General features: G+C 68.7%; 18 protein-coding genes. 13 read left to right on the top strand and 5 right to left on the bottom strand.

What is annotated here, in order from left to right; translation table 11 throughout:
- Nucleotides 1-73: 73 nt before the first annotated feature.
- From ASH02_RS24130 to ASH02_RS24105, 6 genes are all read left to right on the top strand, one after another.
- Complete coding sequence (locus ASH02_RS24130) at nucleotides 74-1,117, top strand: YeiH family protein (protein ID WP_162262622.1); 1,044 nt, start codon at nucleotides 74-76, stop codon at nucleotides 1,115-1,117.
- 45 nt (nucleotides 1,118-1,162) lie between these two features.
- Nucleotides 1,163-2,167: a LysR family transcriptional regulator gene (locus ASH02_RS24125; protein ID WP_200959234.1), complete on the top strand. Its 1,005-nt coding sequence runs from the start codon at nucleotides 1,163-1,165 to the stop codon at nucleotides 2,165-2,167.
- A gap of 107 nt (nucleotides 2,168-2,274) precedes the next feature.
- Entirely contained in the window at nucleotides 2,275-3,606 is a 1,332-nt protein-coding gene (locus ASH02_RS24120; protein WP_082621006.1) for an MFS transporter, read from the top strand.
- Nucleotides 3,603-4,793 (top strand): CaiB/BaiF CoA transferase family protein, encoded by a 1,191-nt coding sequence (locus ASH02_RS24115; protein ID WP_057295607.1) that lies wholly within the window; start codon nucleotides 3,603-3,605, stop codon nucleotides 4,791-4,793. Before ASH02_RS24120 ends, ASH02_RS24115 begins: the two co-directional genes overlap by 4 nt.
- Before the next feature lie 103 nt (nucleotides 4,794-4,896).
- On the top strand, nucleotides 4,897-6,045 hold the full coding sequence (locus ASH02_RS24110) for an acyl-CoA dehydrogenase family protein (RefSeq protein ID WP_057295606.1): 1,149 nt from the start codon (nucleotides 4,897-4,899) through the stop codon (nucleotides 6,043-6,045).
- Between the two features lie 70 nt (nucleotides 6,046-6,115).
- On the top strand, nucleotides 6,116-6,388 hold the full coding sequence (locus tag ASH02_RS24105) for a hypothetical protein (RefSeq protein ID WP_057295605.1): 273 nt from the start codon (nucleotides 6,116-6,118) through the stop codon (nucleotides 6,386-6,388).
- A gap of 10 nt (nucleotides 6,389-6,398) precedes the next feature.
- Here the strand turns inward: ASH02_RS24105 and ASH02_RS24100 are convergent, their stop codons facing one another.
- Together ASH02_RS24100 and ASH02_RS24095 are read right to left on the bottom strand one after the other, a co-directional pair.
- A complete protein-coding gene (locus ASH02_RS24100; RefSeq protein ID WP_056686983.1) occupies nucleotides 6,399-6,818 on the bottom strand; it encodes a cyclic nucleotide-binding domain-containing protein in 420 nt (139 codons plus the stop codon).
- Nucleotides 6,819-6,872: 54 nt separating this feature from the next.
- Nucleotides 6,873-7,475 carry a TetR/AcrR family transcriptional regulator gene (locus ASH02_RS24095; protein ID WP_235529990.1) on the bottom strand — a complete coding sequence of 201 codons (603 nt, stop codon included), beginning with the start codon at nucleotides 7,473-7,475 and terminating at the stop codon, nucleotides 6,873-6,875.
- A 131-nt stretch (nucleotides 7,476-7,606) separates the two neighbouring features.
- Here ASH02_RS24095 and cysD point away from each other — a divergent pair, with 131 nt between their 5' ends.
- From cysD to ASH02_RS24075, 4 genes are read left to right on the top strand one after another with little or no spacing between them, the layout of a single operon-like run.
- Nucleotides 7,607-8,521, top strand: a complete 915-nt coding sequence (gene cysD, locus ASH02_RS24090) for a sulfate adenylyltransferase subunit CysD (protein ID WP_056889711.1) — start codon at nucleotides 7,607-7,609, stop codon at nucleotides 8,519-8,521.
- A complete protein-coding gene (cysN, locus tag ASH02_RS24085; RefSeq protein ID WP_057295604.1) occupies nucleotides 8,521-10,422 on the top strand; it encodes a sulfate adenylyltransferase subunit CysN in 1,902 nt (633 codons plus the stop codon). The genes cysD and cysN overlap by 1 nt, the downstream gene beginning before the upstream one ends.
- A gap of 40 nt (nucleotides 10,423-10,462) precedes the next feature.
- Nucleotides 10,463-11,608 carry a sulfotransferase family protein gene (locus ASH02_RS24080; protein ID WP_057295603.1) on the top strand — a complete coding sequence of 382 codons (1,146 nt, stop codon included), beginning with the start codon at nucleotides 10,463-10,465 and terminating at the stop codon, nucleotides 11,606-11,608.
- Nucleotides 11,609-11,663: 55 nt separating this feature from the next.
- Nucleotides 11,664-12,725 (top strand): DUF1214 domain-containing protein, encoded by a 1,062-nt coding sequence (locus tag ASH02_RS24075; RefSeq protein ID WP_057295602.1) that lies wholly within the window; start codon nucleotides 11,664-11,666, stop codon nucleotides 12,723-12,725.
- A gap of 18 nt (nucleotides 12,726-12,743) precedes the next feature.
- On the opposite strand, the gene ASH02_RS24070 is transcribed toward ASH02_RS24075, so the two are convergent.
- Nucleotides 12,744-14,072, bottom strand: coding sequence for an FAD-dependent oxidoreductase (locus tag ASH02_RS24070; RefSeq protein ID WP_056686964.1), 1,329 nt, complete (start codon nucleotides 14,070-14,072; stop codon nucleotides 12,744-12,746).
- Between the two features lie 75 nt (nucleotides 14,073-14,147).
- On the opposite strand from ASH02_RS24070, the gene ASH02_RS24065 reads away from it, so the two are divergent.
- Nucleotides 14,148-15,071, top strand: coding sequence for a LysR family transcriptional regulator (locus tag ASH02_RS24065; protein WP_056889706.1), 924 nt, complete (start codon nucleotides 14,148-14,150; stop codon nucleotides 15,069-15,071).
- 5 nt (nucleotides 15,072-15,076) lie between these two features.
- On the opposite strand, the gene ASH02_RS24060 is transcribed toward ASH02_RS24065, so the two are convergent.
- Both ASH02_RS24060 and ASH02_RS24055 read right to left on the bottom strand, forming a co-directional pair.
- On the bottom strand, nucleotides 15,077-15,574 hold the full coding sequence (locus ASH02_RS24060) for a DUF6328 family protein (protein WP_057295601.1): 498 nt from the start codon (nucleotides 15,572-15,574) through the stop codon (nucleotides 15,077-15,079).
- The gene (locus ASH02_RS24055; RefSeq protein WP_057295600.1) at nucleotides 15,558-16,115 is read right to left on the bottom strand and encodes a Dps family protein; all 558 of its coding nucleotides are present in this window, start codon (nucleotides 16,113-16,115) and stop codon (nucleotides 15,558-15,560) included. Before ASH02_RS24055 ends, ASH02_RS24060 begins: the two co-directional genes overlap by 17 nt.
- 104 nt (nucleotides 16,116-16,219) lie before the next feature.
- Between ASH02_RS24055 and ASH02_RS24050 the strand changes: the two genes are divergently transcribed.
- Complete coding sequence (locus ASH02_RS24050; RefSeq protein WP_082621004.1) at nucleotides 16,220-16,765, top strand: type 1 glutamine amidotransferase domain-containing protein; 546 nt, start codon at nucleotides 16,220-16,222, stop codon at nucleotides 16,763-16,765.
- 148 nt (nucleotides 16,766-16,913) lie between these two features.
- On the top strand, nucleotides 16,914-17,657 hold the full coding sequence (locus ASH02_RS24045) for a GAF and ANTAR domain-containing protein (protein ID WP_057295598.1): 744 nt from the start codon (nucleotides 16,914-16,916) through the stop codon (nucleotides 17,655-17,657).
- Nucleotides 17,658-17,708: the final 51 nt, after the last annotated feature.

The following is a 17,708-nucleotide window of genomic DNA, read 5'->3' as shown; positions in this document are numbered from 1 at the left end:
CCCCGCGTCGTACGACGTGGAAATGTTCCCCGAAACCCTTGCATTTATTATTGTCGACATCAATAATCAAAGGGTGGCCTTGACAATGAAGAACCCCGCGCTGACCGACTGTCCGCCCTCACGGAAGACACCTCGACCCGAGCTCCTGCCAGGCCTGTTGATCACGGCGGGGGGAGTGGCCGTCGCGATGGGCCTCTACCGCCTGATGCCCGAGATCAGCGCGCTGACCTGGTCAGTGCTGCTCGGCGCGATCTTGGCCAACGTCGGCCGGATTCCCGACCGCGCCAAGCCGGGCCTCAAGATCGCCACCAAGAAGGTGCTGCGCCTCGGCGTCGTACTGCTCGGCTTCTCGCTGCCGGCCGCCGCCATCCTCGGCCTGGGCCTCCCGATCATCGTCCTCACCGCCGCGACGCTGGTGACCACGCTGGTGGCGACCACCTGGCTCGGCCAGAAGATGGGCATGGGTCGGCCGCGGAGCCTCCTGATCGGGACCGGCTTCGCCATCTGCGGAGCCTCCGCGATCGCGGCGATGGAGCAGAACGCCGAGGCGGACGAGGAAGACGTCACCACGGCCCTCGCCATGGTGACCATGTGCGGCACTGCCGTGATGCTGCTGATCCCGCTCCTGGCGAAGCCGCTCGGCCTCAGTGAGGTCCAGTTCGGTGCCTGGGCCGGCGCCAGCGTCCACGACGTGGGCCAGGTCGTCGGTGCCGCCAGCGCCATCGGGGGAGCGGCCGTCGGCGTTGCCGTCGTCGTCAAGCTGACCCGCGTGCTGATGCTCGCTCCGGTCGTCGCGACCGTGAGCGTCATGCGTCGCCGTCAGCTCAAGCGCGAGGGTGTGGAGACCGAGCAGGCCCTGCCCCCGATCGTGCCGCTCTTCGTGATCGGCTTCCTCGTCTGCGTCGCCTTCCGGACGACGGGACTCATCCCCGAGGGATGGCTCCCCGGCATCACCCTGGTCCAGACCATCGCCCTCAGTGCCGCCCTGTTCGGCATGGGCACGGCGGTCAACTTCCGCCAACTGGTCCGTCACGCCGGACCCGCCCTCCTGCTCGGCGTCATCGCCACCGTGCTCATCGGCGCGCTGTCCCTCTGCGGAGTCCTCTTCCTCCTCTGAGCCCGTCTCCCCGTGAGATCAGTCGCTCAGTGGAAGGATGCAGGAATGGACCTCCGCCAACTGGAGTACTTCCTCGCCGTGGTCGAGCACGGCGGGCTCAACCGGGCCGCGCGAGCGCTCCACGTCGCCCAGCCGTCGTTGTCGCAGTCGGTGCGCAAGCTCGAGAAGGACCTCGGCACGGAGCTGTTCCACCGGGTCGGCCGCGGGCTGGTGCTCGCGCCCGCCGGCAACGAGCTGATCGGCCGGGCCCGCGCCATCCTGCGTGAGGTCGAGGCCGCACGGATCGCCGTGCGCGACGTGTCCGCCGTACGCGGCGGGACGATCGAGATCGCAGCCCAGTCCGACCTCTCCGCCGACCCGCTCTCCGTGTGGGTGGCCAAGTTCCGCGCCGACCACCCCGCCGTGCGCTTCCGCATCGAGGAGCGCGAGGACGCCGGCGACGTGGCCGCCCTGGTCCGCTCCGGCGCCTGCGAGCTCGGCGTCGTCTCGACGCCGATGCCCCGCAGCGACCTGGCCGGAGAGGTGCTCGTCGAACAGCGCCTGGTGCTTGTCTGCCCGCCCGGCACGGAGGACCGGTGGACCTCTCCGGTCCCGTTCTCCGCGCTCGACGGAGCCGCCTTCGTCATGGGTGAGAAGGGCACCGCGGCCCGCGACTTCCTCGAGCGTGAGCTCCGGGCGCACGGAGCCGAGCCCGACGTCGTCGTCGAGGTCCGCCAGCGTGGCGCGGTGCTCCCGATCGTGCAGGCCGGGGGCGGTGTGGCCGTGCTTCCCCTGCGGATCGCGGTCGAGGCGATGCACCACGGCGTCGTGGTCCGCGAGCTCGAGCCGTCACTGAAACGGGGCATCGGCCTCATCCATCGCCCGGGCAGCCTGACCGCGGCCTCCCAGACTTTTCTCACCCACGCCAAGCAACGCCTCGCCGAATGGGTCGAGGCACTCGAGCGTCAGGTCGCCTCCGGGTCAACGTTGATCCGGGCGGCCGAGGTCACGGTCGCGGCAATGGATCGCCGGGTCCGCGAGCTCAATCTCGAACGCTCCAAGGACCAGTAGGCAAACTCACCCGATTCGGGTGGATACAAGTCTTTGACGTAGTCGATCAACCGGACATTCAATTGTGGGAGCCGTCACACCGCGGCGCCACCGACCGAGTAGGTTCCATGACTCTCCTCTCCCACAGGGCCAAGCCCGCCGTACGCCGTCCCGGCTACGGCCGCGCCTGGACCCTGACCGTGCTCCTGGTGTTCTTCCTGTTCCTGAACTACGCCGACAAGGCCGTCCTGGCCTTCGGGGGCAAGGAGATCCAGCACGAGCTCGGCATGAGCCCGGCCCAGTTCGGACTGGTGCAGAGCTCCTTCTTCTGGCTCTTCGCCGTCGGCGCCGTGGCACTCGGCTCGTTGAGCACGCGGATCGGGCTGCGCTGGCTGCTCGGTGGCCTGATGGTCATCTGGGTCTTCACGATGGCGCCGCTGCTCGGCACCACGAGCTTCCTCGTCCTGCTGCTCACCCGCATCATGCTCGGCTTCGCCGAGGGTCCGGCGTACGGCTTGGCCACCCACGCCGTGCACGGCTGGTTCCCCGCCGAGAAGCGGGCCCTGCCCGCCGGCCTGGTCACCGCGGGCGCCTCGATCGGCCCGTTGGTGTGCGCACCGGTGCTGACCTGGATCATCGTGACCTGGAACTGGCACGTCGCCTTCGGTGTGCTCATGGTGGCCGGCCTGGTCTGGGCCGCCCTGTGGCTGGTCCTGGCCCGCAACGTGCCGGCCGACCACTGCGTCACCGACGAGGCGCCCGAGCAGGAGGTCCTGGCGGACGTCGTGCCGGCGGCCGAGCCCGACGTCAGCTACTGGACCCTGCTGAAGACCGGCACGGTCGCCGGCATCGCGGCCCTGCTGTTCCTCGGCTACTGGTCCACCGCATTGAAGATCGCCTGGCTGCCCGTCTACCTCTCAGACGGCCTCGACTACGGCACCCTCACCGCTGGCCGTCTCGTGATGATCCCGTACGCCGTCGCCGCGTTCGGGGCCATCGCCTCCGGATGGCTGTCCAACCGCCTCGTCTCGAAGGGCGTCTCGCTCAAGGTGGCTCGCGGCTACCTCGCCGGCAGCCTGGTCTTCCTCGCGGGAGCATCGATGTTCGGGCTCACCCTCGTGGGGCCGGGCATCCTGCAGATGGCCCTGATCACGCTGGCGTTCTCCGGCAACGTGGCGTCGTACGCCGTCGCGTTCACCGCCGTCGCCGACGTGGTGCCTGCGCTCAAGCGCGGTCCGATCCTGACCGGCCTCGTCGGGTTCTCCAGCCTGGCCGGCATCATCGCGCCGCTGGTGATGGGCTTCTCCGTGTCGGCCGGGGGTGGCGGTGCCTCGGGCTACTCCTTCGGCTTCGCCCTCACCGGCATCCTGATGGCCGTCGGCAGTGTCGTGGCCACACTCTTCGTCGATCCCACCCGCGACGCACTCAAGATCGAGTCGCTTGCCAAGGAGTCCTTGTGAACGCCCGTCCCCTCACCGGGGTGAAAGTGGTCGACTTCGGCCAGTTCATCGCCGCCCCCGCCGCCACGCAGGTCCTCGTGGACCTCGGCGCCGACGTGATCAAGGTCGAGCCGGTGCACGGCGAGTCCTCCCGCGTGATCGGCCTGCACGGCGAGGCCATGCTCCAGATGCACAACCGCGGAAAGCGCGGCGTCGCCCTCGACCTCAAGAGCGACCAGGGCCAGGAGATCGCACAGCGGCTGATCGCCGACGCCGACGTCGTCGTGCAGAACCTGCGGCCGGGAGTGATGGAGGCCTTCGGCCTGGGGGCAGCCCAGGTCCTCGAGGCACACCCGCACATGGTCTACGCCAGCATCAGCGGCTTCGGCCTCAACGGGCCCGGTCGGATGCGCGCCGGCCTCGACATCGCGGCCCAGGCCGAGAGCGGCATCATGCACGTCACCGGTGAGGCCGACGGGGAGCCGCAGCGCGTGGGCTTCCAGATGGTCGACGCCGCAGCGGCACACGTCGCCGCCGAGGCGATCCTCGGTGCCTACGTCCAACGACTGCGCACCGGCAAGGGCGACACCGTCGAGGTCTCCCTGCTCGAGGTCGCCATCCAGCTGCAGGCCTCCGCATGGGGCGCCTACCTGATCTCCGGCGAGGAGCCGATCCGTTCGGGCAACGGCCAGCCGAGCATCGCTCCGGCCGCCGACGTGATGCCCACCAAGGACGGCGCCGTCGTGGTGTCGGCGTACTCCGAGGTCCACTTCTCCAGGCTGTGCCGCCTGCTCGGCAGGCCCGAGCTCGCCGACGACCCGCGCTTCGGCTCCAACACCGACCGCGTGCGCAACCGACCGGTCATGCTGGCCGAGCTGCACGAGTGCTTCGCGCTGCTGACCAGCGACGCAGCGATGGAGCTCCTCACCTCCAACGGCGTCGTGGCCGGACGCATCAACACCTACGCCGACGTACGCCGGCACGCGGACGTCGAGGCCAGCGGCATCTTCCTCGACACCGTCGACGAGGCAGGCGCCCGCACCACGACGATGGCCTCCCCGTGGCACCTCGGGTCCGTCACCGAGCTCCCGGCCTCGGCCGCACCAGGGCTCGGCCAGCACACCGCCGTCGTCCTGGCCGAGCTCGGCTACGACACCGACACGATCGACAGGCTCGTCGCGGACGGAGTCGTCGTCACCGGCGCCTGACCGCACCATCACCCACCACCCCTCAGTCGAGGCGCCACGGCGCCGTCGAGCACTGGCGCTCACCCGAATCCGCGGGCGCCCACCACGAACAAGGAGCAGACCCATGCAACGCGATCTCTTCACCGAGGACCACGAGGCGTTCCGCCAGACGGTCCGCCAGTTCATCGCCAAGGAGATCACCCCCCACCTCCAGGGCTGGGAGGACGAGGGCTCGCTGCCCCGCGAGCTCTACAGGCAGACGGCCGAGATCGGCATCAACGGACTCCAGGTGCCCGAGGAGTACGGCGGCGGCGGCATCGACAGCTTCCTGTTCAACGTGGTCGTCTACGAGGAGGTCGGCTACGCGGCCGCTTCGCTCGGCGGCCTCCAGGTGCACCTGAACACTGTGCTGCCTTACTTCCTGCACTACGCCAGCGACGAGCAGAAGGACCGCTGGTTCCCCGATTTCGCCTCCGGTGACCTGGTCGCCTCGATCGCGATGACCGAACCGGGCATCGGCTCCGACCTTGCCGGCGTGCAGACCACCGCCGTACGCGACGGTGACGACTTCATCCTCAACGGTGCCAAGACCTTCATCACCGGCGGCATCCTGGCCGACCTGGTGATCGTGGTGGCCCGCACCGACACTGCCGCGGAGAACCGTCGCAGCGGGCTCTCGTTGCTCGTCGTCGAGTCGGGGATGCCGGGCTTCGTCCGTGGCCGCAACCTCGACAAGCTCGGCCTCAAGTCGAGCGACACCGCGGAGCTCAGCTTCACCGACGTGCGGGTCCCGGCCCGCAACGTGCTCGGTGTCGAGGGCGACGCGTTCTCGATGCTCACCAGCAACCTGCCGCAGGAGCGGCTCTCGATCGCGATCACCGCGCAGGCGACTGCCACGGCCGCGCTCAACTTCGCCATCGACTACGTCAAGGAGCGCAAGGTGTTCGGCAAGCCGCTGTCGGGCTTCCAGAACACGAAGTTCGTGCTCGCCGAGTGCGCCACCGAGCTCGAGGCCGGCCAGGCGCTGCTCGACCGCGCCACCGCCGAGCTCGATGCCGGCACCCTCACCGTGGCCGACGCCGCCAAGGTCAAGCTGTTCGCCACCGAGATGCAGGCACGTGTGATCGACAAGTGCCTCCAGCTTCACGGCGGCTACGGCTACATGCGCGAGTACCCCATCGCCCGGTTGTACGCCGACGCGCGGGTCACCCGCATCTACGGCGGCACCAGCGAGGTCATGAAGAGCGTCATCTCCAAGTCGATCGGCCTCTGACGGCACGATCCACGAACTTTCGAGAACCCGACCAACCGGCCGGACCGATCGCCCAGGAAGGAAAGACGCAATGAGCACCACCATCGCGAGCACCACCAGCACCACGGTCCTGCCGTGGACCGTCACCGGCTCCCACCGCGCGAGCACCGCCGACAGCCGCCCGTTCGGGGAGTGGCACGCCCGTCGTCTGGGGGACCGGTCCACGGCATGCGGCCAGTCCGCCGTCGGCTGGCCGATCTTCTGGGACCTCGACCTGCACCGGGGCGGCGACCGTGCCTGCCTCGACTGCACCGAGGTGGTCCGGATGGCCGAGCTGGTCGCCGAGGTCGACGCGCCCTACTGACGGCGGGGGACTACCGACCTTCCTGGTGGCGGGTGAGGTTCTCCTGCACGCGTTGGGCGACCAGCTTGTCCTCCCGGAGCAGGGCGCTCATCTCGCGTGAGTTCAGCACCAACAGCCGCATCGGCGTCTTCGCGGTGACGGTCGCCGCGCGCACGGTGTGCTTGAGCACGCCCATCTCGCCGACCAGCTCACCGATCTCGGTGTCGCGGACGGGCTTGCCGTCGACCTCGATCTCGGCCACCCCGTCGGCGATGATGAACGTCTCGTAGGCGCCCTCACCTTGGGAGGTGAGCACCTTGCCGGCGGCGACGTTCACGTCGTCGAGATGCTGGTCGATCCGCGCGAGCACCTTGGTCGACAGACCCTCGAAGAAGGGGACCTGTCGCAGCACGTCGATGCGCTCCTTGGGTACCCGGTTCCTGTTGAACATTCCTGCCCCTTCCGCCCTGCTCAGAGTGGCAGCGGGCCGGGTGCGTGGCAAGGCCTAGCTTGTGATCCCCCGGGTGATCGCGTGCGCGGCGAACGTGACGAGCTCGGCCGGGTCGAGGTCTCCCCAGTCGTTGACGAGGGCGTCGGACACGCCGGCCAGGCCCGAGTGCACGAAGCGGAGCATCGCCGGGTCGTCGGTGAGGCTCCGTCCCTCGATGCGCGCTGCCTCGACCAGCGCATGGCGCAGCGCGTCGTCGTAGCGACCGAAGCTCTCGCGCAGCCGGCTCACGGACTCGCTCCGGTCGCGTTCGGTGGCGCCGGTGGTGTCGCGCCAGGCGGCGGTCATCCGGACGACGCGCCTCCACTGTCGGGCCGACTCGGGGATCAGTGCCTCGATCAGGGCCGCGACGCCGTCGGTGCGCGGCAGGGAGGCGACGAAGTCGGCGGACTCGGCCTGGCTCTCCTCGAGCAGTGCGACGAAGATGTCCTGCTTGTCGGTGAAGTACTGGTAGATCAGGCCGGTGCTGGTACCGGCCCTTTGGGCGACCGCGCGGATCGTCAGTGCGGCGTACCCGCCCTCGTCCAGCAGCGCTGCGGCGGCATCGAGGGTGCCGCGGCGCCGGGCCTCTGCGTCGCCGTGGATCGACCTGGCGTTCATCCCGTTCACTGGGACACCTTAACCACGACGGACCCAGAATGAACAATGTTCATTTTGTCATGGCAGTCGCTGACGCCGCCCCGAGTGGGTGGGCGACGGCGGGCCGTCCATCCCTGGGAGGTACCGGCACGATGAGCACCACGCACCCCGTCCTGACGCACCTGGAACGTCTGGAGGCTGAGAGCATCCACATCATGCGGGCGGCAGTCGCCGAGAGCGAGAACCCCGTGATGCTCTACTCGGTCGGCAAGGACAGTGCGGTGATGCTGCACCTGGCCCGCAAGGCGTTCTACCCGTCACGGCTCCCGTTCCCGCTGCTCCACGTCGACACCACGTGGAAGTTCCGCGAGATGTACGAGCTGCGGGACGCGACCGCAGCGGCGGGCGACCTGGACCTGCTGGTCCACCAGAACCCCGAGTGCGTCGAGAAGTCGATCAACCCGTTCACCCACGGGTCTGCCACCCACACCGACATGTGGAAGACCGAAGGGCTCAAGCAGGCCCTCGACCTCCACAAGTTCGACGCGGCCTTCGGTGGTGCCCGCCGCGACGAGGAGAAGTCGCGGGCCAAGGAGCGCATCTTCTCGATCCGCTCTGCCGAGCACCGGTGGGACCCGAAGCAGCAGCGCCCCGAGCTGTGGCGGATGTACAACGTGCGCAAGTCGCCCGGCGAGAGCCTGCGCGTCTTCCCGCTCTCCAACTGGACCGAGCTCGACGTCTGGGAGTACATCCGGCAGGAGGAGATCCCGATCGTGCCCCTCTACTTCGCGGCGAAGCGGCCGGTCGTCGAGCGTGACGGCGCGTTGATCATGGTCGACGACGAGCGGATGCCGTTGCTGTCGGGCGAGGAACCCGAGCTCAAGAGCGTGCGCTTCCGGACCCTCGGCTGCTATCCGCTGACCGGCGCCGTCGAGAGCGTCGCCACGACCCTGACCGACATCATCCAGGAAATGTTGCTGACCACCACCTCCGAGCGACAGGGGCGAGTGATCGACCACGACAGCACCGCGTCCATGGAGAAGAAGAAGCAGGAAGGCTACTTCTGATGACCCACTCGACCGACCTGATCGCTGACGACATCGAGCAGTACCTCGAGCGGCACGCGAACAAGACCATGCTCCGCTTCATCACCTGTGGCAGTGTCGACGACGGCAAGTCCACGCTCATCGGCCGGCTGCTCTACGAATCGAAGCTGGTCTTCGAGGACCAGCTCACGGCACTCGAGACCGACTCGCGCAAGGTGGGCACCCAGGGCGAGGGCCTCGACTTCGCGTTGCTGGTCGACGGCCTGGCCGCCGAACGCGAGCAGGGCATCACGATCGACGTGGCCTACCGCTACTTCTCCACCGAGCAGCGCAAGTTCGTCGTCGCCGACACCCCGGGCCATGAGCAGTACACCCGGAACATGGTCACCGGAGCCTCCACCGCGGACCTCGCGGTGATCCTCGTCGATGCCCGCAAGGGTGTGCTGACCCAGACCCGACGGCACTCGTTCCTCGTGTCCCTGCTGGGGATTCGCCACGTGGTGCTCGCGATCAACAAGCTCGACCTGGTCGACTACTCGCAGGAGGTCTTCGACCAGATCGTCGCCGACTACAGCGGCTTCGCGAAGGAGATCGGCCTCGACGACGTCGTGGCCATCCCGATGTCGGCGTACGTCGGCGACAACCTGACCGAGAGCAGTGCCAACACGCCTTGGTACGACGGCCCGACGCTGATCGGGCACCTCGAGACGGTGCAGATCGACGACGAGCTGCTCACCAACCCGTTCCGGATGCCCGTGCAGTGGGTGAACCGGCCCGATCTCGACTTCCGTGGCTTCTCCGGCCAGATCGTCAGCGGCGTGGTGCGGCCCGGTGACCGGGTGCGCGTCCTGCCCAGCGGCCGCGAGTCGTCGGTCTCGCGGATCGTCACGATGGACGGCGACCTGGCGGAGGCGATCGCCGGCCAGTCCGTCACGATCACCCTGGCCGACGAGATCGACATCAGTCGGGGCGACGTGCTCGCCATCGCCGACGACCTGCCCGATGTCGCCGACCAGTTCGAGGCACACGTGGTCTGGATGGGCGAGGAGGAGATGCTGCCCGAGCGGCCGTACCTCTGCCAGATCGGCACGATGACGGTGCAGGCGCGGATCACCAAGCCCAAGCACAAGGTCAACGTCAACACCCTCGAGAAGACGGCGACCAACACGCTCGCCCTCAACGAGATCGGCGTCTGCAACCTCAGCTTCGACCGCCCCGTGCCGTTCGACCCGTACGCCGCGAACCGCGACACCGGCGGGTTCATCCTGATCGACCGGCTGACCAACTCCACGGTGGGTGCCGGCATGATCGCGCACTCGCTGCGTCGCTCGGACAACATTCACTGGCAGGTCGTGGACGTCGACGAGCGGGCCCGCGAGGCGCTGAACGGACACCGTCCGCAGGTGCTCTGGCTGACCGGTCTCTCCGGCTCCGGCAAGTCGACGATCGCCAACCACCTCGAGCGACGGCTGCACGCACTCGGCGCGCACACCTATCTCCTGGACGGCGACAACGTCCGCCACGGCCTGAACCGGGACCTCGGGTTCACCGAGGCCGACCGGGTGGAGAACATCCGGCGGGTCACCGAGGTGGCCCGGCTGATGGCCGACGCCGGCCTGGTCGTGATCGCGTCCTTCATCTCGCCGTTCCGCGCCGAGCGCGAGGCGGCCAGGGAGCTGGTCGGGGCCGACCAGTTCTGCGAGGTCTTCGTGGACACCCCCATCGACGTCGCCGAAGGGCGGGACCCCAAGGGGCTCTACAAGAAGGCGCGTCGCGGTGAGCTGGCCAACTTCACCGGCATCGACTCGCCGTACGAGCCACCTCTCGCGCCGGAGCTGCGGATCGACACCACGTCCGTCTCGCCGGAGCAGGCGAGCGACCAGATCGTGGGCCTGCTCCGCGCCCGCGGCGTCATCTCGTGACCCAGACCCACCAGGGCACCACTCAGGGAAGGACTGACCGATGACCCACGACCACGACGGCATTGGTTCCATCGAGGGCCTGCAGACCGCCGCGCGCGAGGCGTCCGGGTACGACGACTTCGGCACGGACGACTACCTCGAGGGGCTCCAGATCCTGCTCGAGTCGTTCGAGCGAGAGGCCGACCTCACCCCTCAGGGAAAGGTGATCGCCCGCAAGCTGATCACCGGAGCGCTCACGGGGCGCCTGACCAGCGAGGCCGGATTCGCGAGACACCCCGAGCATGTCGACGTCCCGATCGAGCGGCCGATCTTCGTCGTCGGCCTGACCCGAACCGGCAGCACCGCACTGCACCGTCTGCTCGGCGCTGACCCGGCGCACCAGGGGGTCGAGATGTGGCTCGCCGAGCGGCCGCAGCCACGACCCGAGCGCGACACATGGGCGGAGAACGAGGACTTCCGGCGTTCGGACGCCTTCTACCGGGCCCGCCAGGCGGCCGAGGCCGACCTGATGAAGGTGCACTTCATGGGCGCGGAGGAGGTCGAAGAGTGCTGGCGGCTGCTGCAGCAGACGATGCTCTCGACCTCGTTCGAGACCGTGTCCTACGTTCCGTCGTACAGCACGTGGCTGTCGGACCAGGACTGGACCGAGACGTACGCGCGCCACAGGAAGAACCTTCAGCTGATCGGGCTGCACGACGCCGACCGGCGATGGGTGCTCAAGAGCCCCAGCCATGTCTTCGCGATCGACGAGATCATGAAGGTCTATCCGGACGCGTTGTTCGTGCGCACGTTCCGGGACCCGCTCACGTCGATGGCGTCGACCTTCAGCCTCTCGGAGCAGGGCGGACACGGTATGTCGAAGTCCTTCGACCGCCCCGCCATCGGGCGCACCCAGCTCGACCTGTGGGCGCGCGGCAACGCGAACTTCAACGAGGCGCGGCTGCGGTACGACCCGGAGCAGTTCATCGACGTCGACTACGACGACTTCGTCTCCGATGCCGTCGGCACCGTCGAGAAGATCTATGCGCAGTTCGCCATGCCCTTCACGGACGCGGCCCGCGCGGCCGTGACGGCATCCCATGAAGCCAGCCTCTCCGACCATCGCCGTCCGTCACACCGCTACTCCCTCGAGGAGTTCGGCGTGAGCGCCTCCGAGGTCGAGGCGAAGTTCGCCGGCGCTTCCTGAACCTTCGCCGGCACTGTCCGAGAAACGAACCGTCAACCAGAACAGGGACACTCGAATGAACGCCACCTGGGAGAAGTTCTGTGCAGATCTGCTCGAGGTCGGGAAGATCCTGGAGGACGACATCGTCCCCCAGGACCCGCTGACCCAGGCCGAGGGAGTCCGCTACCTGAGTCGGCTGCTCCGGTACGGCACGATCAACAGCGTCGAGTTCACCGATCCACGGTGGCCGAGCTTCACCTCCGCGCCCAACCCCAACATGATGACGAAGATCGGTGCCGACAACCCCGACAACGTCTACATGCGGGCCAACGTCTCGGGCAGCTACCGCTACCGGGTCACCGGGACCCGCGGCACGGTTCCGTTGATCACGTTCGGTTCACGCGTCAACCGCTACCACATCGACGGCACCATGCTTCAGACCGGCGACCTGCACATCCACGACGTCGAGGTCGACGAGCACGGCCGCTTCGAGTTCATCGCGAGCGTGGACGAACCGGCGGACGGCGCCTGGCTGCCGTTGTCACCGGACAGCAACCTGATCTCGGTCCGGCAGACCCACCAGGACCGCCGCAACGAGGTCGTCGGTGAGCTGTCCATCGAATGCCTTAACCCTGACGGGGAGTTCAAGCCGTTGGACCCTGACGCGGTCGGGGAGCGTCTCACCAAGGCCGTCGAGGTCGTGAAGGGCATGTCGGAGACCTTCCTCGAGTGGTCCCGCAAGTTCCAGCCCCGCGCCAACGAGATCTTCGACTGGGGTCAGGACTACTTCCAGGATGCCGGCGGTGACCCGACCATCTTCTACCTGCACGGCTACTGGAAGCTGGCCGAGGACGAGGCATGGGTGATCGAGACCGAGGTCCCGAACTGCGAGTACTTCAACTTCGTCCTGCAGAACTTCTGGGTGGAGTCACTCGACTACGACCGCGCGAACATCTACCTCAACAACCACACCGCGAAGCTCAACGACGACGGCACGCTGACGATCGTGGTGGCAGCCAAGGACCCCGGGTACGGCAACTGGATCGACACCGACTCACATCGTGAGGGCACCTGGGCGATGCGCTGGATCAAGGCCGACTCGCACCCGATCCCGACCGCGAAGGTCGTCAAGCTCTGACCGGGGGAGGTGCTGCGCTCAGCGAGCCCTGCGCAGCATCTCCTCGCGCTCGACGACCTTGACCCGGGTCCGGCCCTCGGCCTCGCCCAGGGCGATCTCGTGGGCGTCGAGCCGCTCCCAGTTCTCGAACTCGACGACGTCGACGCCGCGCTCGGCGAAGTAGGCGTTGACCGCAGCAGGGTCGCGCTCGGGAGCGGTGGCCGTGGTCTCCTCGACCAGGTGCCCGACGGTCTGCGCAGCGTCGCTCTTGGTGTGCCCGATCAGGCCGACCGGACCGCGCTTGATCCAGCCGGTCACGTAGGTGCCGGGGATCGGGTCACCGTCGAGGTCGAGGACCCGACCCTCGTCGTTCGGGATCACCGCCGCCCGGGTGTCGAAGGGCAGGTCGGCCACCTGCGTGCTGCGGTAGCCGACGGCGCGGTAGACCGCCTGCACGTCCCAGTCGGTGAACTCGCCGGTGCCCTCGACGCCGCCGTCGCCGACGAGGCGGGTGCGCTCGGTGCGGAAGCCGGTCACGGACTCCTCGCCGAGGATCTCCACCGGCTGCTCGAGGAAGTGCAGGTGGATGCGGTGCGGCTTGTCGCCGGGATCGCGACCGACCCAGTTGGACAGCGTGTTCAGCACCATCTTCGCCTGCTTGTTCGCGGCGATGTGCTCCATGCTCGCGTCGTCGACCTCGAAGCCCTCGGCATGCACGACCACGTCGACGTTGGGGGAGTGGGCCAGCTCGCGCAGCTCGAGCGGGGAGAACTTGGCGTACGCCGGACCGCGTCGCGCGAAGACGTGCACGTCGGTCGCCTGCTTGGCCACGAGGCCGGCGTGGACGTTGGCCGGAACGTCGGTGGCGAGCATCTCTTCGCCCGTCTTGGCCAGCACCCGGGCGACGTCGAGGGCGACGTTCCCGGCGCCGACGACGGCGACGTGGCGCGCCTCGAGAGGCCAGTCGCGGGGCACGTCGGGGTGGCCGTCGTACCAGGAGACGAAGTCGGCTGCGCCGTAGGAGCCCGGGAGCTCTTCGCCGGGGATGCCGAGGTCGCGGTCGGACATCGCGCCCGTGGCGATGACGACGGCGTCGTAGAACGCACGCAGGTCGTCGAGCTTGCAGTCGACGCCGTAGGTCACGTTGCCCAGGAACCGGACCTCGGGCTTGGACAGCACCCGCTGGAGCGCCTTGACGATCTCCTTGATGCGCGGGTGGTCCGGGGCCACGCCGTAGCGGACCAGGCCGAACGGGGCAGGCAGCCGTTCGAGCACGTCGACGCTCACGTCGGTCCCGGACTTGGTCAGCAGGTCGGCGGCATAGATGCCGGCCGGGCCGCCGCCGATGATGGCTACACGAAGGGTCATGAGACCAGTCTGGGTGGCGTGTCCGCTCCGCGGAACGACGTCCACGTTGTGGGGTCACAACGTAGGCTTGTGACCATGTTGAGCCCGCACATGCCCGAGCTGCGCGCCCTCGAACTGCTGGTCGTGGTGGCCCGCACCGCCAGCCTGAGCGCCGCCGCCGTTGAGCTCGGCATCAGCCAGCAGGCCGCGTCCTCACGGGTGCGCACCATGGAGTCGTTGGTCGGTGCCACGCTCCTGGCCCGCACACGGCGCGGGTCCGAGCTCACCCCGACGGGCGAGCTCGTCGTGCAGTGGGCGAGCCGGGTGCTGGACGCCGCCGAACAGCTCGACGCCGGCATCACCGCCCTGCGCCAGGACCGACGCGGGCCGCTCGGCATCGCGGCCAGCCTGACCATCGCGGAATACCTGCTGCCCTCATGGCTGGTCGGCGTACGCACGGCGCAGCAGCGCTCCGGAGTGGCGACGACCGAGTTCACACTGACCGCCACCAACAGCGATCACGTCGCCGAGCTGGTCAGGGCCGGCGAGGCCGAGCTCGGGTTCGTCGAGGGTCCCGAGGCGCCTGCCGGCCTGCGACGCCAGGTGGTGGCGGTCGACGAGCTCGTCGTGGTGGTGGCGCCGAGTCATCCGTGGGCGCAGCGACCGAGCCGACGGGTCAGCGTGCACACCCTGGCGGCCACGCCCCTGGTGGTGCGCGAGGCCGGCTCCGGCACGCGCACCGTGCTCGAACGGGCGCTCGCGCACCTGGCCGCCGTCGACCCGGCACTCGAGTTCTCGAGTACGGCGGCCGTGCGCGCGGCCGTGGCCGCGGGTGCGGCGCCTGCGGCGCTCAGCGTCCACGCCGTCCACGACGACCTGGCCGCGGGTCGGCTGGTCCGGATCGCCATCAGCGGGCTGGAGCTGCCGCGGCCGCTGCACGCCGTGTGGAAGGGCGGCGCGCGACCGCCGGCGGGCCCGGCCCGCGAACTCGTCGACTGGGCGACCAGCTCACGGTCCTGACGGGCTCAGGGCGACTCCGGGTGCTCGGGTGCCCGGCCACCGGCCAGACGCGGAATCACGACCAGGGCGACGGTCACGAGCACCACCATGCCAAGGCCGACGACCGTGGCTGCCTGTCGATCGACGACGACGTCGAAGACGAACAGCGCGAGACCGGTGACGAGCAGGCCGATGAGGAACATCACGACCTGCGCCAGGCGGTGTCCGGCCATGACGAGGCGCTGCTTGCGTTGCCACCGGAAGACCCGGCGGTGAAGGGCGATCGGCGAAAGCAGGAGTGTCGTAGTGGTGGCCGCGAGCAGCACCAGCACCAGGTAGAGGTGCCGCTGGAAGTCATCCAGGTCGGAGAACGCCGACTGGAACGGCAGCGTCAACAGGAAGCCGCCGAGGATCTGTACGCCGGTCTGCAGCACCCGGAACTCCTGCAGCAGGTCGTCCCAGTTGCGGTCCGCGCGCTCCTCGGTGGACTCGTCGCGGCCCTTCGGCTCAGCCGCTGGCGTCACGAGCCGCGCCAGCCTCGGTCGTGGCGCCCTCGGTCTGCAGCTTCCCGCCCTGGTCCTCCAGGTGGGCGCGGACGAACCAGTGGAAGAGCTCGAGCTGCTCGACCTGCCCGATCAGCACGTCCTGGGTCACAAGGTCGAGATCGTCCAGGGCCTTGATCGCCTCCCGGTAGGAGGTGATCACGCCTCGATACGTGATGTCGAGGGCGGCGAGGTGCTCCTGCGTGGTGGCCCGGCCGATGCTGTAGTCGTCCCACGCGCGTTCCTTGACGAGGGCACCCGGGGTGCCGCGCGGTGCGCCACCCAACGTGGCGATCCGCTCGGCGAGGGCGTCGGCCATCGCGCGCACGGCGTCGACCTGCGGGTCGATCATCTCGTGGACGGCGATGAAGTGCGGCCCCACGACGTTCCAGTGCACGTGCTTGATGGTGAGCTGGAGGTCGTTGGCGGCATGAAGGCGTGACTGCAGCAGGTCGATGATCTGCTGGGCCGCGCCCTCGTCGAGACCGGGAACCGTGTAGTGCAGCGGTGTGTCGGTAGCCATGCCCGGGCAGTACCCGCATCCGATTCCTTCATACGGGCACCGACTGCCGTACGCGGTGCGGGGTACCGGGGTCGCCGACATCGACGGAAGGGATGACTCACACGATGACCAACGAATCGAGCACGACGAAGGTCGCCGTCCTGGTCGGCGCCGAGGGCATCGAGCAGGCCGAGCTCACCGTGCCGTGGGAGGCCCTGGCGGCCGCGGGGTGGCGGCCCGTGCTGATCTCACCCGAGTCGGGGGACGTGCAGGCCTACCACCACCTCGATCCCGCCGACAGTTTCACGGTGGACCAGAAGGTCGGTGACGCCGACCCGGGGGCGTACGCCGCCGTCGTACTGCCCGGCGGTGTGGCGAACGGCGACCAGTTGCGCACCGACGAGACGTCCGTCGAGTTCGTCCGGCACTTCCTCGAGGCAGGTAAACCGGTGGCCGCGATCTGCCACGCCATCTGGACCCTGGTGGAGACGGGTGGCCTGGAGGGACGACGGCTCACGTCATGGCCGAGCCTCCAGACAGATGTCCGCAACGCCGGTGGCGAGTGGGTCGACGAAGAGGTCGTGGTCGACGGCAACCTGGTCACCAGCCGCAAGCCCGACGACCTGCCGGCCTTCAACAAGGCGCTCCTCGATCAGCTCGGATCGGTCTGAGATGGCGACCCGCTCCGAGGAGGTCCACGTCGCCGACAGGGACCCGCGCCGGGCGGAGACGATCGACATGTTCGGCTCGGACGTCCTGCCCGGGCTCGCCAGTCACGAAGGCCCGGCGTGATGCGGGAGCGAGCAGTAGTCTCAGCCCATGCCTGACCAATCGACTGCCGGCGGGAACGACACCGGACCCTATTTCGCGGAGCTCAGCAAGGTGCTGATGTCCGACCATGACGTGGCAGGCACCCTGCAGCGCATCTGCGACCGATCGTTGGAGGTCGTTCCGGCGGCGGCCTTCAGTGCGATCACGGTGCGGCGACGCCGGGGCCGGCTCGAGACACTGGCGCACACCGACGAGATCGCCCTCCGCTGTGACGAGCTGCAGTACGAGTTCGAGGAGGGCCCCTGCATCGCGTCGGCCCTCGAGGACGAGCCCTACCTGATCCTCTCGACCAGCGATGACCAGCGCTTCCCGCTGTGGGGACCCAAAGTGGCGGACCTGGGCGTGCACTCGTTGATCAGTGTGCAGCTCTCCGCGGCGGCCATCGACCCCGACCGCGACCCGCTCGGCGCCATCAACCTCTATGCGACCAAGGTCGACACGTTCACCGAGGAGGACCTGCAGCGCCTCATCGTGTACGGCGTACACGCGGGCAACGCCCTGGCGACCTCCCACCTGGTGACGACGCTGGGCGAGGCAGTGGAACGGCGGCACGAGATCGGTGTGGCACAGGGGGTCATGCTGCAGCGGTACGGGCTCGACCAGGAGCAGGCCTTCGAGACCCTTCAGCGCTACTCCAGCCACGCGAACGTGAAGTTGCGCGACGTGGCAGCCCTGGTGATCGAGCAGGGCGGGTTGCCGGCCAGCTACAAGGATGTCGCCCAGGAGTCCTGAGTGGCGGCACCCGTGCGTCAGGGGTGCCGGCCGGATCGATGCCCTGCCGGT

This window comes from Nocardioides sp. Soil796, assembly GCF_001429525.1.
In the GTDB taxonomy this organism is placed as follows: domain Bacteria; phylum Actinomycetota; class Actinomycetes; order Propionibacteriales; family Nocardioidaceae; genus Nocardioides.
Note: the sequence above shows the minus strand (reverse complement) of the source record. Positions and strands in the feature narration are given on the sequence as shown.

Bases quoted from the DNA above. Each gene is read 5' to 3' on its own strand.
- ASH02_RS24125 (WP_200959234.1), top strand. From the start codon at position 1,163: ATGGACCTCCGCCAACTGGAGTACTTCCTCGCCGTGGTCGAGCACGGC.
- ASH02_RS24120 (WP_082621006.1), top strand. From the start codon at position 2,275: ATGACTCTCCTCTCCCACAGGGCCAAGCCCGCCGTACGCCGTCCCGGC.
- ASH02_RS24110 (WP_057295606.1), top strand. From the start codon at position 4,897: ATGCAACGCGATCTCTTCACCGAGGACCACGAGGCGTTCCGCCAGACG.
- ASH02_RS24105 (WP_057295605.1), top strand. From the start codon at position 6,116: ATGAGCACCACCATCGCGAGCACCACCAGCACCACGGTCCTGCCGTGG.
- ASH02_RS24100 (WP_056686983.1), bottom strand. From the start codon at position 6,818: ATGTTCAACAGGAACCGGGTACCCAAGGAGCGCATCGACGTGCTGCGA.
- ASH02_RS24095 (WP_235529990.1), bottom strand. From the start codon at position 7,475: ATGAACGCCAGGTCGATCCACGGCGACGCAGAGGCCCGGCGCCGCGGC.
- cysD (WP_056889711.1), top strand. From the start codon at position 7,607: ATGAGCACCACGCACCCCGTCCTGACGCACCTGGAACGTCTGGAGGCT.
- cysN (WP_057295604.1), top strand. From the start codon at position 8,521: ATGACCCACTCGACCGACCTGATCGCTGACGACATCGAGCAGTACCTC.
- ASH02_RS24080 (WP_057295603.1), top strand. From the start codon at position 10,463: ATGACCCACGACCACGACGGCATTGGTTCCATCGAGGGCCTGCAGACC.
- ASH02_RS24075 (WP_057295602.1), top strand. From the start codon at position 11,664: ATGAACGCCACCTGGGAGAAGTTCTGTGCAGATCTGCTCGAGGTCGGG.
- ASH02_RS24070 (WP_056686964.1), bottom strand. From the start codon at position 14,072: ATGACCCTTCGTGTAGCCATCATCGGCGGCGGCCCGGCCGGCATCTAT.
- ASH02_RS24065 (WP_056889706.1), top strand. From the start codon at position 14,148: ATGTTGAGCCCGCACATGCCCGAGCTGCGCGCCCTCGAACTGCTGGTC.
- ASH02_RS24055 (WP_057295600.1), bottom strand. From the start codon at position 16,115: ATGGCTACCGACACACCGCTGCACTACACGGTTCCCGGTCTCGACGAG.
- ASH02_RS24050 (WP_082621004.1), top strand. From the start codon at position 16,220: ATGACCAACGAATCGAGCACGACGAAGGTCGCCGTCCTGGTCGGCGCC.
- ASH02_RS24045 (WP_057295598.1), top strand. From the start codon at position 16,914: ATGCCTGACCAATCGACTGCCGGCGGGAACGACACCGGACCCTATTTC.